The sequence below is a fragment of the Enterobacter cloacae complex sp. HYC042_NIDB genome (assembly GCF_056673315.1).
Map to the genome: position 1 here is coordinate 4027465 of NZ_CP109650.1, position 16216 is coordinate 4043680.

Annotated in this window: 11 protein-coding genes and 3 pseudogenes; 6 read left to right on the top strand and 8 right to left on the bottom strand. The window is 45.7% G+C overall.

The features are described 5' to 3' along the window. Positions 1–92 precede the first annotated feature (92 nt). The 3 genes from OKF39_RS19230 (at position 93) to OKF39_RS19240 (ending at position 4093) form a co-directional block, all read left to right on the top strand. Complete coding sequence (locus tag OKF39_RS19230) at positions 93–1181, top strand: ABC transporter substrate-binding protein (RefSeq protein ID WP_479983263.1); 1089 nt, start codon at positions 93–95, stop codon at positions 1179–1181. A 79-nt stretch (positions 1182–1260) separates the two neighbouring features. Further along, entirely contained in the window at positions 1261–3030 is a 1770-nt protein-coding gene (locus OKF39_RS19235; RefSeq protein WP_479983264.1) for an ABC transporter permease, read from the top strand. Further along, a complete protein-coding gene (locus tag OKF39_RS19240; protein ID WP_041908363.1) occupies positions 3023–4093 on the top strand; it encodes an ABC transporter ATP-binding protein in 1071 nt (356 codons plus the stop codon). Before OKF39_RS19235 ends, OKF39_RS19240 begins: the two co-directional genes overlap by 8 nt. 146 nt (positions 4094–4239) lie before the next feature. Here the strand turns inward: OKF39_RS19240 and OKF39_RS19245 are convergent. The 8 genes and pseudogenes from OKF39_RS19245 to OKF39_RS19280 form a co-directional block, all read right to left on the bottom strand. Further along, positions 4240–4329 (bottom strand): annotated as a pseudogene (locus OKF39_RS19245) (GNAT family N-acetyltransferase); the annotation flags it as partial. A 9-nt stretch (positions 4330–4338) separates the two neighbouring features. Next, a pseudogene (locus tag OKF39_RS19250) lies at positions 4339–4940 on the bottom strand (DDE-type integrase/transposase/recombinase); the annotation flags it as partial. 170 nt (positions 4941–5110) lie between these two features. Next, positions 5111–5923, bottom strand: a complete 813-nt coding sequence (locus OKF39_RS19255) for a hypothetical protein (protein WP_473705197.1) — start codon at positions 5921–5923, stop codon at positions 5111–5113. 1058 nt (positions 5924–6981) lie between these two features. Then, positions 6982–7503, bottom strand: a complete 522-nt coding sequence (locus OKF39_RS19260) for a fimbrial protein (protein WP_425974397.1) — start codon at positions 7501–7503, stop codon at positions 6982–6984. Positions 7504–7517: 14 nt separating this feature from the next. Then, positions 7518–8060, bottom strand: coding sequence for a fimbrial protein (locus OKF39_RS19265; protein ID WP_425974395.1), 543 nt, complete (start codon positions 8058–8060; stop codon positions 7518–7520). Between the two features lie 21 nt (positions 8061–8081). Continuing rightward, on the bottom strand, positions 8082–8846 hold the full coding sequence (locus OKF39_RS19270; RefSeq protein ID WP_425974393.1) for a fimbria/pilus periplasmic chaperone: 765 nt from the start codon (positions 8844–8846) through the stop codon (positions 8082–8084). A 134-nt stretch (positions 8847–8980) separates the two neighbouring features. Then, positions 8981–11509 carry an outer membrane usher protein gene (locus OKF39_RS19275; RefSeq protein WP_425974391.1) on the bottom strand — a complete coding sequence of 843 codons (2529 nt, stop codon included), beginning with the start codon at positions 11507–11509 and terminating at the stop codon, positions 8981–8983. A 397-nt stretch (positions 11510–11906) separates the two neighbouring features. Then, on the bottom strand, positions 11907–12440 hold the full coding sequence (locus OKF39_RS19280) for a fimbrial protein (protein WP_425974518.1): 534 nt from the start codon (positions 12438–12440) through the stop codon (positions 11907–11909). 465 nt (positions 12441–12905) lie between these two features. On the opposite strand from OKF39_RS19280, the gene OKF39_RS19285 reads away from it, so the two are divergent. The 3 genes and pseudogenes from OKF39_RS19285 (at position 12906) to OKF39_RS19295 (ending at position 15887) form a co-directional block, all read left to right on the top strand. Further along, complete coding sequence (locus OKF39_RS19285) at positions 12906–13631, top strand: LuxR C-terminal-related transcriptional regulator (protein WP_473705196.1); 726 nt, start codon at positions 12906–12908, stop codon at positions 13629–13631. A gap of 138 nt (positions 13632–13769) precedes the next feature. Continuing rightward, a pseudogene (locus OKF39_RS19290) lies at positions 13770–14889 on the top strand (IS3 family transposase). A gap of 224 nt (positions 14890–15113) precedes the next feature. Next, positions 15114–15887 (top strand): winged helix-turn-helix domain-containing protein, encoded by a 774-nt coding sequence (locus tag OKF39_RS19295; protein ID WP_425974387.1) that lies wholly within the window; start codon positions 15114–15116, stop codon positions 15885–15887. Positions 15888–16216: the final 329 nt, after the last annotated feature.

The following is a 16216-nucleotide window of genomic DNA, read 5'->3' on the forward strand; positions in this document are numbered from 1 at the left end:
GGAATCATTGCCCGCGCCTCCCTATTGTCGGAGGCGCGCTTTACGCTATGTTGACAATTAGTTCCTCAAATGTAACTAAAAGGTTAACTATAATGTCGAACACGTTCCGAATTTCTCTGCTTACCGCTACCGTACTGTTCTCTGCTTCTGCACTCTCTGCCCTGCCGCAGGGCTATCCTGCTGAGTATCAAAAAGTTGTCGATGCCGCCACCAAAGAGGGCAAGGTGGTGATTTACTCCACCACCGACACCAAAGCCGCCGGGCCGCTGATTGCGGGCTTCGAAAAAACCTACCCGGGCATCAAAGTTGAATACAACGACATGAACAGCACCGAGCTGTACAACCGTTTTATCAGCGAACAGGCCTCCGGTGGCGGTAGCGGCGACGTGGTCTGGAGCTCCTCAATGGACACCGGGCTGAAACTCGCCACCGACTACGCCATGGAGTACAAATCGCCGGAGCAAAGTCAGCTGCCGAAATGGGCAGTCTGGAAAGATAAGGCATACGGCACCACCTATGAGCCAGTGGTCTTTATCTACAACAAGCGCCTGATCCCGGCTGGCGACGTGCCGGATTCTCACGCCGCGCTGGCGAAGCTGATTGCCAGCCAGACGGACATATTCAAGAGCAAAGTCACCACCTACGACATCGAAAAATCGGGTCTTGGCTTTATGCTTTCCGTGCAGGATCACAAGGCCGATCCAAACTACTTTAAAACCCTGGCCGACGTCGCCAAAGGCGGCTTAGCGGTGCAGTCATCAACGGGCACCATGATGGAGAGGGTTTCCTCCGGTGAAAACCTGATCGGCTTTAACATCCTCGGATCCTATGCTGAAGCCCGTGCGAAGAACGATCCTTCTCTCGGCATTTCGTACCCGAAAGATTACACGCTGGTGCTCTCGCGCGTGTCGTTCATCAGCCAGCAGGCGCAAAACAGCAATGCGGCAAAACTGTGGCTGGACTATGTGCTGTCTGAAAAAGGGCAAAGCATTCTGGCCAGTCAGGCGGATATCCCCTCCATCCGTAACGATATCGAAGGCAAAAATGATATTGACGGCCTGACCAAAATCCTCGGTAACGCGCTGAAGCCGATCCCGGTTGATGAAACGCTGCTGGAGTACCTGCAGCCGAAAAAACGCCTGGAGTACATCAAAGAGTGGCGTGCAGCCGCCGCCAAATAAGCGTTCGGGCGCGGCGCACGCCGTCGCGCTCCCTGTCGACTGAGTTCGTTTTATTGGGCTGCAACACCAGGGATACCCCATGAATACATTACGCAGAAAGTGGCAAAGCCTGCCGCGCGGCATCGTCGTGCTGATAACCGCTCTGGTTATCTACACGCCGCTGTCGTTTATCGTGATACAGAGCTTCCTGTCCGCTCCGTTCTTTTCTCCGGCAAAAGAGTGGAGCCTTGAATCATTTGGCTTTATCTTCGCCGACCCTGATTTCTATAAGGCCCTGAGAAGCGGCTTTATTCTCGCCTTCGGGCTGGTCATCATCGCCATTCCGCTGGGTGGCGTGCTGGCGTTTCTGATGGTTCGCACCGACCTGCCCGGCCGCCGCCTGATTGAACCGCTGATCCTGGTCCCCATTTTTGTATCGCCGATGGTGCTCGGCTTTGGCTATGTGGTGGCTGCCGGTCCCGTGGGCTTTCTGTCCCTGTGGGCGCAGGCGCTGATCGGCTTTGTGCCGTGGAACATCTACGATATGTCGAGCATCGTGGTCATTGCTGGCCTGACGCACGTTCCGCATGCCTATCTCTATATTTCATCCGCGCTGCGCAGCGTCGGCTCTGATGTGGAAGAAGCCGCGCGCATTGCGGGTGCCTCTCCGCTGCAGGTGATGACCTCGGTCAGCCTGCCGATGGTGCGCCCGTCGATCCTGTACGCCATCGTGCTGCTGTTCTTCCTCGGGCTGGAAGTATTTGGCCTGATGCTGGTGCTCGGCGATCCGGAAGGCAATATGGTGCTGGCAACCTACCTGTACCAGCTGACGAACAAGCTCGGCACGCCTTCCTATCACCTGATGGCGGCGGTTGCCGTGGTGCTGATCTGCATCACCATCCCGCTGGTGATGCTCCAGCGCCGTCTGATGCGCACCGCCAACCGCTTCGTCACGATGAAAGGGAAAGCCTCACAGGCTCGCGCGTTACCGCTGGGCAAATGGCGCTGGGTTGCCGGGGCGGTGGTTGCCTTCTGGCTCACCGTCACCATCGGCGTGCCGCTGCTCGGCGTGGTGCTGCGCGCGTTTATCTCCAACTGGGGCGTCGGCGTTTCGCTGTGGGATGAGCTTTCGCTGAGCACTTTCCGCACCATCTGGGCACAGCCCAACCTGCTGCGCGCCATCGTCAACTCCATGGCAATTGGGGTGATTGGCGGCGCACTGGCCGTGGCGTGCTACCTGTTCGTCGGGATTGCGATGCACCGCAAACCGGATAACACCACGCGCTTCCTGGACTACAGCGTGCTGGTGCCGCGCGCCGTGCCTGGCCTGCTTGCCGGTCTGGCGTTCCTGTGGGTGTTCCTGTTCCTGCCGATGTGGCTGGACAACTCGCTGAAATCCGGCTGGCTTTCCGGGTTCGCCTGGACCGACTGGATGCGCGAGAACGTCATCGTCTGGCTGCGTTCGCTGCGCAGCACCATTTTTAGCGTCTGGCTGGCCTATACCGTGGTGTGGATGGCTTACGGGCTGAGGCTTATCTCTTCCACGCTGCTGCAGGTGGGGCCAGAGCTTGAAGAAGCCGCGCGCAGCACCGGGGCGACGCGCGGGCAGATCACCCGTCATGTGACCATCCCACTCTCCCGCTACGGTCTTATTGGTTCGTGGCTGCTGATGTTTCTGATCTTTGAGCGCGAATACTCAACGGGTGTGTATCTGCTTTCCCCCGGCACGGAGACCATCGGTTCAATGCTGGTTTCCCTCTGGGCCGCGGGTGCCATTGATATCGTGGCGGCGCTCTCTTTCATTAACATCCTGCTGGTCGTGGTAGGTCTGGGCATTGCCCTTCGTTTCGGAGTGAAAATACATGATTGAATTAGCGGTTGACGATCTGCACTTAACCTACGGCGACAATCCTGTTTTAAAAGGTGTCTCCATGAACCTGAAGCGCGGCGAAGTAGTCTCCCTGTTAGGCCCCTCCGGCAGCGGTAAAACCACCCTGCTGCGTGCCGTCGCGGGTCTGGAAAAACCGACGCAGGGGTCGATTGTCATTGGCAACAATAAAGTTTACGACGGCACGCCGCGCAGTGAGATCCCGGCAGAAGAGCGTAACCTGGGGCTGGTGTTCCAGTCCTATGCCCTGTGGCCGCACAAAACCGTGTTTGAGAACGTGGCCTATCCGCTCAAGCTGCGTAAAGTTCCGGCCAAAGAGATCCAGCAGCGCGTGCAGGACGTGCTGGACCAGCTGGGTCTGGGTCATCTTGGCAAACGTCACCCTCACCAGCTCTCCGGCGGGCAACAGCAGCGCGTGGCGATTGGCCGGGCGCTGGTGTACAACCCACCGGTGATTTTGCTGGACGAGCCGCTTTCCAACCTCGACGCCAAGCTGCGCGAAGAGGCCCGCGTGTTCCTGCGCGAGCTGATTATCAAGCTCGGGTTATCCGCGCTGATGGTGACGCACGACCAGAACGAAGCGATGTCCATATCCGACCGCATCCTGCTGCTTAACAACGGCAAAATTGAGCAACAGGGCACGCCGCAGGAGATGTACGGCTCGCCGAAAACGCTGTTTACCGCCGAGTTTATGGGCAGCAACAACCGCCTGCACGGTAAGGTCACCGAAGTGCGCGACGGCAGAGCGCGTATCGAAGGAAAAGGCTGGGTGCTGTGGGGCCAGGCGGGCGAAGGGGTGCAGAGCGGTGATGACGCTACGGCGGTGATCCGGGTCGAACGCGTGGCGGTGGTTGAGGGGCCAGGGGAAAATCAGCTTGAGCTGCCGCTGCTCACCAGCATGTATCTTGGCGACCGCTGGGAGTACCTGTTCCGCACGCCGGGAGATGATTTTGTCATTCGCGCGTATGGGCATGAGGTGCGGGATCCGCAGCACTGCCATCTTTCGCTGCCGGAGAAGCATGTTTGGGTGTTCCCGAAAGGGTGAGTGTGAGAGGAAAGGCTGCAGGATGCGGCCTTTTCTTTAGGTGTATTATGAATGCATGCAATCTATCTTATGTTAAAGATAATGAATTTCATGTTTATTATCAACCAGTTAAATAAGTGCCCCCCCCCCCATTCCGTACTCATAACCTACTGTGGTAGTTTGAGAAACAATGTCCGGCCCTGGGTTTGCGATGCCTTAAAGCCATGGTGAAGATAAAAACTTTTGGCCTCTTCAGTATAAAGTGGTCAACTAAAACTGGCCACCGCGTTAGAGTTTTCCAGTATAGGTTTTCCGATTCGTTTGGGGGTAACCCACCATTGTATTCGTGCGGCCTGAGTGTGCTGTAATATTAAACTATATAGTCCGTTATTGCGTGAGCTGCATCGCTGAAGCTTACGTAACCTGTTTCTGGCATCCACTCATTCTACAGGATCGTGAAGAAGCGCTCCATTGGGCTGGTATCCCGGCAGTTTCCCCGCCGGATCCGGTATCACCACAATAACTGCCGGAACTGCATGCTCGTATAATGACCGTCCTGATCGCTGTAGAACATCACCCCGACGGGTTTACCACGAGTTTCCCATGCCATTTCCAGCGCTTTCATGGTTAGTCTGCTGTCCGGCGAGAACGACATTGTCCTGCCCACTGGCTTTCTTGCGAACAGGTCGAGAACAACGGCGAGGTACACCCCGCGTTTACCTGTCCAGATATAGGTCACATCACCGCACCACACCCGGTTGAACTCCGTTACGGCGAAATGTGGGATAGCAACGTGCTCATGGCCGCCTAGCTTATACCGGTGAGTCGGCTGCTGGCAGCTGACCAGTCCCAGCTCTTGCTGAAACCTGCCTCAAGCAACTCTTTCTCACTGATAGTCATCACGTCCTCACTAATCAGGCAAAAGGCTTCATAATTTAATTGTGTTCCTGGTAATTATTATTTCATTCTCTATTTACTGAAATGAACATGTCGGTTTCATACCTGATTTACTCTTTTGTTATAGATCAAACTTGCTAACTACCAGATTTCAATAGTTAAAACTGTACTACCACTATAAAGACCTTCTTGCACCCCCGGAGGAATTGTCACCACCGCCCTGATCCTCAATTGTTTTTCCCCATTAATATTTAGCCATTCACCGACGGGTCCGAAATCAATGTCGTTCTCATCCACCAACCTGACAACCACACCACCCCTAATATTTATTTTGTTATTAACTACATTTACACGATATTTAGTCGGTGATGTACAATCAATACTGAGGTACTTATCCTGAGTAATTGTACCATCCCCACTTGAACCTCTTAGATTATATATTAGTAAATTAGAGCCCCCAAAATAGCATGTTATGTCTTTAAGCCCATTCTGAAATGAAGCACTATCATCTGGCCATAATCCATTTAATGGTGCTGAGTCTAACTCCCTTATATTTATCGATAATATTGAATTTGATGAAAACCCAGCATTAGGCCGATTGACAATCAAAGAACCACTCTTTTTAGGATTGGATTTACGCCAGGCCTCCATAATTTCTGCATAGCTATCACCATCAGGTACACCACTTAAGACGGTTCTAGTATCAGTCAGTTCAATATATTCATAAGGCATAGCATGTGAAGCCGGCTTTAAATATAGTGTCAATATACACCCTTTAGTACAGAATTTTGGGGGGCGATTGGCACTGGATGTGCCTACCCAGTCGTAGTTCCAGTTAATCAAATACCGTGAATCTCCAAGCTGTTGTATTTTAGCGTTGCCTGTTACGGCACCATAAGTTGGCAAACAAAAAAATAAGGAAATAAATAAAAAACCTAGATATTTGTATTTCATAGCTATCCGAGCACCTATATTAATAAAATTTAGATAATAAATTCACCCTATAGTATTTAATGACTATGATTAATATCAGTCATACTTTATCCGTACTGTCTTTAGCTGCGCTTCAGTAATCATTATAGAATTCTTGTGTGCTTTCTAATATCCCGTAGGTAACTTGACATATCACATAGTATCGAGGCCGTTTCAGGACATGTACTCTTATGAGAAGACGTTCGCAGAAAAAGCGTATCAAGCCCTCCTCCATAATTGAGCACTGCATTTTCTAGTAACTGAAGACGTCTAATCTCTGTCTCCATCGCTGTATGACTTGCCTCTTTTTGAAGTAAGAACATTTCACAAATTTTCATTTTTTTGTACTCATTATTCAGACTGAAAGTCACAGTCACAGTCACAGTCACAGTCACAGTCACAGTGAATGTACCATAGCTAATAAAACACACCCGAAGGGCCTGGTCTCACCATCTATAAACCTCTTCAACATAATTTCATTGCTACCTTCCTGAAGTGACCATTTGCTTATTGATTGGCCAAGCATAATAGATTTCCAATCCGCCGTTTTCAATCCAATAGGGATTCACTGTATAAGGGCGCCTGTATCAAGAGCCAACATTCCAGGCAAAGCAGGATTCTCAGATCAGATAATTACCAGCAATACCATATTGTCAATATGGCATATCTCATTGTTCTGGATGTAGTGTAAAAGTTTTATCCTGAGAGTACGTATATTCTGATACAGAAATCAGTCAACAATCATAAAAAATACAGAGACAGCGTCTCTTCACTGCCCACTCATCAACTTGGATTTTTTTACAAGTAATTTGGTAATTAAATTTTGTGCGATAAATTACGCTGTTTATTTTTTCCACCGATGCGATTACCAAAATCCAAATCTATATGCTCTCCATCATCAACAGTACATGCGGGTGGTACGACAAGCGTACCACTAATAGATATAATATTAGCGGCCCAGCTGCTTGAAATCTTAGTCAGCATTTATGGCGACTAATTACATCGGTATAGTTCTGACGATTCTCATTTTATAACCTAATTTACTGATAATCTACCATCATCGTTGCCGTTGCCGTGAAATCCCCAGCCCCAAGAATAGCCCCGCTCTTTTTAACAGGCGTAGCCACTAATTTAATAGGGTTGGTACTTTCAAAGTTCACCCAAGCATTAGGTTTTATTAGAGTTTGCGTTTGCATATTTTTAATACTGATTGCTAAATCAGGTACGCTAGTCTGAAGATAATCAACTGAATAACCAGTGTCACCCTTAATCTGCAGTCTGAGTGATGTTGATGTGGCCTCAGTACATGACAGACTGTAAGGTAATGTTATTTGCTTATAGCTAGAACCATTGATTTTAGTAGTTTCTACCATTCCAAATTGTACCTCTATCGGTTTGTCACCATTAATTGTACAAGGAGGTGGTACAACTAAAGTACCTTTAAAGTTCATAGCAACATTTCCTGCAGACTGGGAAATCATCGCATATCCTAAAAACCCGAAAAATAACAGCCATTGAAAAATACGACCGCTCATTGATAATGTTTTGATATTTTTATCCATTATCTTATCCTCTCTCATTGATACTCTAATTTTAACGTAGCTACTGAAGTAAATGCCCCCCCAGGCAGTCCTACATCAGCTTTTCTTATCGGTACGACGAACAACTTCGGTATGTTCGGATAGGTAAAATTGATCCAACTACCGATCGGAATCGCTGTATTTCCATTCTGTACTTGTATGCCCAACCCCGTTACAGAGGTCTGAAGGGCTGTATTTTCAAATGTCGATACTCCCCCAAGTACCTGCAATTTCATCAAAGCAGGTTCTCCATTCGGGCAAGATAAGCTATAATTTATTGGCGTACGATAATTCACTCCATTTATCTGAGTTGTCTGTACATCCTTAAAATTCACCTCAATTGTTTTGTTGTCATTGAGTGTACATGGTCGGGATGTGATGGTAACCAAGAAGTCAATTCGAATGTTTCGAAAATTCGCGTAATTTGCAAGGCTGTAATTAAGTGGCAAAGCCGTCGCTATACAACCTGCCAATACGAAGCTTGTCGCGTGTCTCAGTGATTTCTTTTTATGTCTCATTGCCACATATTTCAGTGCCATATTCACTCTCCATGGCGTAAATTACCCCCTCGTTTTCGGCTGTACATTGCACTGAACCCCCTCGCAGCTAAATGTCAGTTGTACACGACCACCGTAATCATTCACGTAGGTCAGAACCGGATTATTACCTAGTGAAGAGGCACTCAGCATCAAAGGTAGTTTCCCTTTAGGTGGCACCATCATAGGTTCGAAACCTTTTACACTTTGCCCCTTCACTTTACCTGCGTCAACAAAGGTTACGTAGTACGGTGTGGGATTGTTTACCTGATACTTATCTCCCAAACGAGTCAGAGTTAATCGTTCCTGTGGCGGTGCCGTCATGCTGTCAATTGCGAGTCCTTTCGGACGATAAAACAGCTTAATCCGGGTTTGAAGCGCAATCTGTAACGTGTTCGACTTACTGCTCTTCGGCGGAATTTCACGCAGGTTGAAGTAGTAGAGTGATTCACGATCACGTGGCAGCATCTGTATGCCAGACACTGCCTGGATTTTCAACTGACTTGCCTTACCTGGCTCAATACGCTGGACTGGTGGTAGCACTGTCAGCGGGCTTTGCAGCTTATTCCCCTGTTCATCCTCAATCCATCCCTGAGCCAGGTAGGGTAATTGCTTGTTCTGATTGCTAATACTCATACTAACCGAATTTTGTGAACCGTCAAAAATTACTCGTGTTCGATCCAGTGAAATAGCAGCTTGGGCTGCAGGATTTACTAATATGGCCATCGCAAGGGGTACTAAAATAATAAAATTTACTTTTTTCAGCCATTTATATATAGGTTTGTTCATCAGTGTATTCTCTCAATCTAATTATCTCTGACAGGTAGACGATGTATTACGAGTCTCACCTGCCATGAATAAATATGCTAGGAAGCGTCATCAGTGTTCTTATCTATAATTTTCGAAGAATCTTTATCTCCAGTTTATAATTCATGACATGGAAGCAACAGTGTATTCATCAGCAACTCTTTCGGCAGAGGCGTAGGCATCTTGATCTCACACTGAGTCGAGCCATTCCAACGGACCGTCATAATCTCTCCTGGCTCGATACCGCTTAAATAAGCATTACCGCCTTCGCTCACAATTCCAGTTTCCTGTTGACGTTTGTTAAGAACGGTGGCACCAAATGGCGGCTCGCTACCATCAACAAGTCTGATGACCACCATAGCCTTCGAGCCAGCTATCACATTAAATTTGCGGTAACCAATCGCACCTTCGGTTAGTGTAGCTTGAACCACAGACGAGGTTGCTTCCGCCTGCTCTCCGAGTTGGTCAAGATCAATAGTGGCCTTATTACGGTAGTAGCTGTTGACATCACTAATGACAGCTTTACCCCAGCGGTTTGTTCGAAGAATTTTGCCATATCCTCGAACAGGGATATCCTTCACCCCCTCTGTGTCTACTAACATTCGTGTACCTCCAGAAATTCCTGTACGATGAAGAGCTCCTCCTTTTGCTGTTAGGGTCAATCCACCTTGAGCGGAAATACCTACAGCCTGATAGCGCCCAGCCTGGTAACTTGCATTGATACTCATCTTGGCGATGTCTCCTTCCCTGGAGTAATAAGCACTGGCAGTATTCCCGTAACGAGTTGTACCGGCACTCAACTGATAGTTGCTCTGCTCATCGACTTGGCCGTTATAACTCATACTATGTGTCGTATCATCCCGATTTACCGCCGCGTTATAACTCACGGTGCCATTTTTACCCCAGGGGATCGACAAAGATGCATACATACCATCATCTTTTATGCCGTTGTACAGGTTACGATAAGCTGTCAGTGACAAGTTCAGATTGTACAAACGCCCTAGATTGAAGTAGCGTGATAATGTCAGGTTATAGCGATCGTTTGCCCTTTTATCCCAGTAAGCTTCGTGACTGAAATTGGCATAAGCTGTTAACTCCAAGTTACGGAACAGCTTATTAAAAGTGACGGTGTACATCTCCTTTCCATTACCTGTATGGATTCCATACTTTCGAGCGTCAAGATAGTCACTCATACTCATGAAGTTCTTTTGCGAGAATCGATAACCTGCAAAGGTCACCTGGCTATCGTACTCATCAAAGGTCTTCGAATAACTCAGACGATATGATCCACCACTTAGAGTCTCAATTTTCCGGTTATCTTCACCGATACCCTTTAGACGAGTCCGAGATTGCGTGGCATCTAAAGATAATGCTCCTAAAGCCATCAGATCTTTGCCGATGCCGAGGGATATAGCACTGTAATTGACACCTGCCAAAGCCCCACCATAAAGCGACCAACCATTGCTGACCCCCCAGGAGTACTCGCCAGTAGCAAAAATAGGTCCCTGGCTATGGTGCCGTCTATCTACTGGCCTGCCGGCAGCAAGTTTATAACGTACGGACCCTGGCCGTGTGAGGTAAGGAATGGAAGACGTATTAACTGTATATTCCCCTACACTACCGTCCTGTTCCTCTACTCTAACGTTCAGCTCACCACTAACCGCATCATTGATATCCTGAATCCTATATGGTCCAGCAGCGACTGATGTCTCGTACAACACGCGCCCTTGTTGGCTGACAGTAATCCTCGCATTAGTCTTTGCCACTCCTACAATTTCTGGTGCATATCCTCTTAAGTTAGGAGGAAGCATGCTGTCATCGGAGAGCATGCTTATGCCGGCAAAACGAAAACTATCGAACAGCCCAGAACTCAGGAAGTCCTCCCCAAGTGTCATTTTTGCGCGTAAAGATGGTAGTGCACGATAGAGGTAGTAACGACTCCACTCAAGCGTTTTGGAATTTGTTGGATACATCCCCGTCTGGTGGTCCATATTACCTTGCCAGTCCGCCCGCATCCGCCATGCACCTATATTTATTCCAGTAGTGCCATTACCACTAATGCTATTAGCCTTACTACCATCCTGCTGATGTTGAGTTCGGGAGTTTATGTTATAATCAAACAACAGACCGGGAATCCCCTCTTCCCAGCGGGAAGGTGGATCCCAATCCTCAGAAACGTATTCTAAAAACGCCTGAGGAATATTCAGATACAGAGAAGATGTCGACAAATCACCGTGAATTTCCATCCCGTTTACACTTTTTTCGTCTAGGCATTCTCCCTGATGCCACCACCTCAACTTACCTTGAACCTCTTCCTTGAATCCCAGTTTGTAAGCTAGCGCCTTATTAATACAGGCTCTACTTCCGTTATGGTCATCTTTCGGTGCATAAAACGCTATCGGCTGCTCAGGCAGATCATTTTTATTAATGCGCACCACCATGTTGTAGATACCAGGCATAATGTAGCCACTTCGGGAAAAGTGGCTCAAATCAATGTTTTTACGGTCATTTAGATCGAGAACATCAGTGTTGAATTCAATATAATCGGCAGCATGTGCTACTCTAATGTACGGATACAAAGCCAGAGAGATACAAAGCCCAATACATTGCAGGAGTATTTTCCTTCCTTTTATCGCCCGCTTCATATTACCGCCTGTTAAATAATTCGCTATAAGTAACAAATTGTGAGCGTGTTACTTATCAATAAAGTCAATTATATTCAACCTTGCTCAACTGAGGAGCTAAATGTGTAAAAAATCTCGCCCTACTGATAGTGAAAACACCACATTAAAAAGGTCTAAATTATTATAAATAAGTATGTATCGCAATAACAAAAATACAATTAAAACTAGATCGCACGTACCATGAATTAAATCAATAAATAAAAAATGTTTAATAATTGGTTGGCAGTTTTATTTTGACAGAAAGCATATAATCTGTATCAAGTTTATATTAATAGTTGTATTTAATAACCTTAACATGCATGCGGTTACATCCCGCATGCATTAACTCGCTAATTAAATTAAGACGAAGTGAAATGAATTAGTTGTAAGCGAGGGTAAAATCAGCAACGGTTGTAAAATCACCTTCAGTTACAGCGGAAGTACCACCATTCCCTTGCAGATATGCGGCGAAATTAAGAGTTGCTTTACCATTTTGAAGCTCTTGCGGTTTAGTCGGAGAACCCAACTTGATCAGTGCACCTGCAGCATCTGTAATGGCGACGCTAGCCCCTGAGGCCGAGCCTGAGATCCCCAGCAAACCGTTATCTGCAGTCGATTCTTTACCCGTGAAGGTTACCTGAACCTTATTTTTAGCATTATCACCATCTATCATACAATTTTCTAGATTAATAGAGAAATTGGTTGGATTTGACTTTCCACCATTTTGAAGAGCAGCTTTAGAAACCTGTCCCAATTGTACAGTCTGCTCATCGGACGTCTGAGAAATAGAGCAAGCTGCATCAAGGATCGACCCTTTAAAGGTGATTTTACCATGACCGCCGTCAGCAGCTTGTGCTGTAGAAGCCATTCCGATAGTGATTAAAGCAGCTACCAAAGTTTTCTTTAGAATGATTGACATAAAAATTATTCCCTTATTTGCTGATTGTTGATAGCAGATTTACTCGCCACTGCGTATTCTGCAGTACGTTCACTGACAGCATGAAAAAACAGATAAAATATATTTAGAATCTCGACATATTGGTAGTGGCAAACCAAAAGATGATATCTACATGCCCTGTCAGTGGTACGGATTATTCCATACCAAAACCTTGAAGTTCAAACTCAAAAACACAATAAAATAAACTTCGCAACAAAAAACTAAAATCATAAAGAAAAAATAATAGCTGAGGATAAAACATCCACACCCAACAACAACACAGCACATTATGCTGTAGTTAATTTATTTTCAGGATATAAAGTGTATTAATCGGATATTTCAGTAGAATCGCCCATTGCAGGTTTGTTATGTTCTGGAGCTGTTTGACATTTGAGACGATGCCAAACAATTTTTTTACTAAAGTGTTCAAGGAGAATCTCTGTGCCTGATGTAAATAAAAACTTCATATCCTACTTGTCGTCATTAGAAACCTTAAGTTTATCAGAGAAACATTTCTGCAATCGTTTTTTATCGATTGGGCTTGAACCTAAACACATATTAAAAAAAAGAACAATTATGGAACTATCAGAGATACATAATTATGTGACTCATCAACTAAGTTTTAAAAATAAAACAGAATTTATAATAATGGACGAAAATAAATATTATTCAGAAGGTCTGAAATTGTTTGTTAGTGAACACTTAGCTACTAACACCCATAAATTAAGAAAACCCTTTTTGTTAATTTTTTTTACGTCTAAAACTTTTTGGGACCTACCAGCAACACTTCTAGCATCAGAGAATCCTTTAATTGCAATGATATTCTTAGTAGATAAAAACCAAATGAGAACCGAAAACTTCCCACTGTATCCATGGATAAAAACTTTGTCACGAGATGCATCTTTGAAGGATATGGCAACAGTCATTAAGGAAGTGCTTCAGCCACTTAGTCGTACCAAATATCCTCGGGCTACTCATACCCAAATGTTAACGCCAAGAGAATTCCAAGTCATGAGCGCGTTGGCTGCAGGTAATTCTGTGGCAGAAGTCAGTCAAATGTGTAGCATCAATGAGAAAGTTGTGAGTACATACAAACGAAGAACAGTTTGGAAACTGGGTTTTCGTACGTTTAATGTGTTGTGTGAGTGGCTGAACAACGCTAGATAATATCCGTAGATAGTATAAATATTGAGAGGTGGCTCCTCAAGTTCCACCTCTTATAATAGATTTGTACTGACATGCTCCCCGTTGATTAACACACCCCGATGTTAGTAATGTCTTCATAAGCCACATGAGGACATCCCCATGAAGAAGCGTTTTTCCGACGAACAGATCATCAGTATTCTTCGCGAAGCGGAAGCCGGGGTTTCTGCCCGTGAGCTCTGCCGTAAGCACGCCATTTCCGATGCCACTTTCTACACCTGGCGCAAGAAGTTTGGTGGCATGGAAGTTCCTGAGGTGAAGCGGCTTAAATCTCTTGAAGAGAAGAACTCCCGCCTCAAGAAGCTACTTGCCGAAGCCATGCTGGATAAGGAGGCACTTCAGGTGGCTCTGGGGCGAAAGTACTGACGACAGGCCAGAAGCGAGAAGCCGTTGAGTTTATGTGTGATGCGACCGGTCTGTCGCAACGTCGTGCCTGCAGGCTTACAGGTTTGTCCCTGTCGGCCTGCCGCTACGAGGCTCAGCGTCCGGCAGCTGATGCGCATTTATCAGGGCGCATCACTGAGCTGGCACTGGAGCGCAGGCGTTTTGGTTACCGCCGCATCTGGCAGCTGCTGCGTCGGGAGGGCCTTCACGTCAATCACAAGCGGGTATACCGTATTTACCACCTTAATGGACTGAGCGTAAAACGCAGACGACCCCGTAAAGGGCTGGCAACCGAACGGTTTCCGCTTCTGCGCCCGGATACGCCGAACCTGACATGGTCGATGGATTTCGTTATGGACGCACTGGCCAACGGTCGGAGGATCAAGTGCCTGACCTGTGTGGATGATTTCACGAAGGAGTGTCTGACGATCACGGCTGCTTTCGGCATTTCAGGCGTTCAGGTCACGCGTATTCTGGACAGCATCGCGTTGTTTCGCGGTTATCCGGCTACGATAAGAACCGATCAGGGCCCGGAATTTACCTGCCGCGCGCTCGATCAATGGGCTTTTGAGCATGGTGTGGAACTACGGCTTATCCAGCCGGGCAAGCCGACACAGAACGGATTTATTGAGAGTTTTAACGGACGCTTTCGCGATGAGTGTCTGAATGAACACTGGTTCGCAATATTCTTCATGCCCGGAAAACGATTAATGACTGGCGGCAGGATTATAACGAGTGCCGTCCACATTCATCGCTGGATTACCAGACGCCAGCTGAATTTGCAGCGGACTGGCGAAACGGGAAATATGAAGAAAAACCAAGCGACATTACTAACTGAAGGTTGTAACTAATCTTGGGGGCAGGTCACTAGTATTGTAAGTATAATTTTAACATTCAAATGAGGTCTTTAGTTTTCTACATAGACATGGTTTTATTTAAGTCATTGAAATTAAGATATAAAATGACATACCATCTGTTAAGCTACATTGTTTACATTTGATAACATAACTGTATTATTACATTCATGCTAATATAAAATGTAACACACTTTCAGAGAGTAAAATGATTTATAAAATAAATGAACATTTGAGGTATGATCCTCTGTCAGCCACTCTATACTCACCCCATCACCATGACAATACCATTACTCTTTCTAGGGCTAATAATGGTATCCTGTTGCTATTTGTTACTCACAATAATCAGTTATTAAGTAGGGACTATATTTTAAACGAGATATGGGAGAGTCATGGATTAGACTCATCTAATAATAATCTTAATAATAACCTGTCATTATTAAGAAAGTCACTCGCGATTTGTGGTTGTGATGATATTATCAAAACAGTTCCAAAAAAAGGACTTGTTTTCAGTGCTAATTCCATTGATACCCTACCTCGTGAAAACAAAAAAATTACGCCAGATAATACACTAAAAAAGCGTAATAATCTGTCTTCGATAAATAACAAACAGACAAAAAAATATTTTTCGCTCCTGTTTTTATTTATAACATCCTTCACTTTTATTTTATCCGCCCCTTATTACCATTCACAGTGGAAACTAACTAAATTTCGCTCTGAATTATTTCGCATAGGGAAATGTAGAATTTATATAACTGATAGCGAGACAAAACTTATAAATAAAGATGATGTTCGTAAACACATTAACGAGATAATGAAAAAAAATGTAGTAGATTGCAATAATGTTAAATCCAATATCTATTTTTTCTATCGCGTATACAATGATGCGATTAACAGAAATATATCAACACAGTTGATAAGCTTCTGCCCATATAACAGCTCTGCGCCGTGCATAAACTATAGAGAGTATCATTTAAAATGAATATACGTCTGCACATAATTTTAATGTTAGTCTTGCTAATTTTGGCTGCATTTACGTCAATTGTTAGAGTTTATACATATGAATATCTTTCTTCAAAATTTAGCTGTAGATCCAGGATGTATATATCGGATGATACTGAACTACCATCATGCGCAAGGAAAAGTTCGTCCGATTTTTATTTTGCATTCAAAGGAAACAGCACAGGATATATAATCATTACCGGTTCAGCAACATGCGCTGATGAAAAGGATCTGTTATCAACATCAGAAATAATAAATTTTACTTATACTAAAGAAAATGGCTTTTATTCACTTCAGTTAGGAGAAAGA

Bases quoted from the DNA above. Each gene is read 5' to 3' on its own strand.
- OKF39_RS19240 (WP_041908363.1), top strand. From the start codon at position 3,023: ATGATTGAATTAGCGGTTGACGATCTGCACTTAACCTACGGCGACAAT.
- OKF39_RS19295 (WP_425974387.1), top strand. From the start codon at position 15,114: ATGATTTATAAAATAAATGAACATTTGAGGTATGATCCTCTGTCAGCC.
- OKF39_RS19275 (WP_425974391.1), bottom strand. From the start codon at position 11,509: ATGAAGCGGGCGATAAAAGGAAGGAAAATACTCCTGCAATGTATTGGG.
- OKF39_RS19265 (WP_425974395.1), bottom strand. From the start codon at position 8,060: ATGGCACTGAAATATGTGGCAATGAGACATAAAAAGAAATCACTGAGA.
- OKF39_RS19255 (WP_473705197.1), bottom strand. From the start codon at position 5,923: ATGAAATACAAATATCTAGGTTTTTTATTTATTTCCTTATTTTTTTGT.
- OKF39_RS19230 (WP_479983263.1), top strand. From the start codon at position 93: ATGTCGAACACGTTCCGAATTTCTCTGCTTACCGCTACCGTACTGTTC.
- OKF39_RS19260 (WP_425974397.1), bottom strand. From the start codon at position 7,503: ATGGATAAAAATATCAAAACATTATCAATGAGCGGTCGTATTTTTCAA.
- OKF39_RS19270 (WP_425974393.1), bottom strand. From the start codon at position 8,846: ATGAACAAACCTATATATAAATGGCTGAAAAAAGTAAATTTTATTATT.
- OKF39_RS19235 (WP_479983264.1), top strand. From the start codon at position 1,261: ATGAATACATTACGCAGAAAGTGGCAAAGCCTGCCGCGCGGCATCGTC.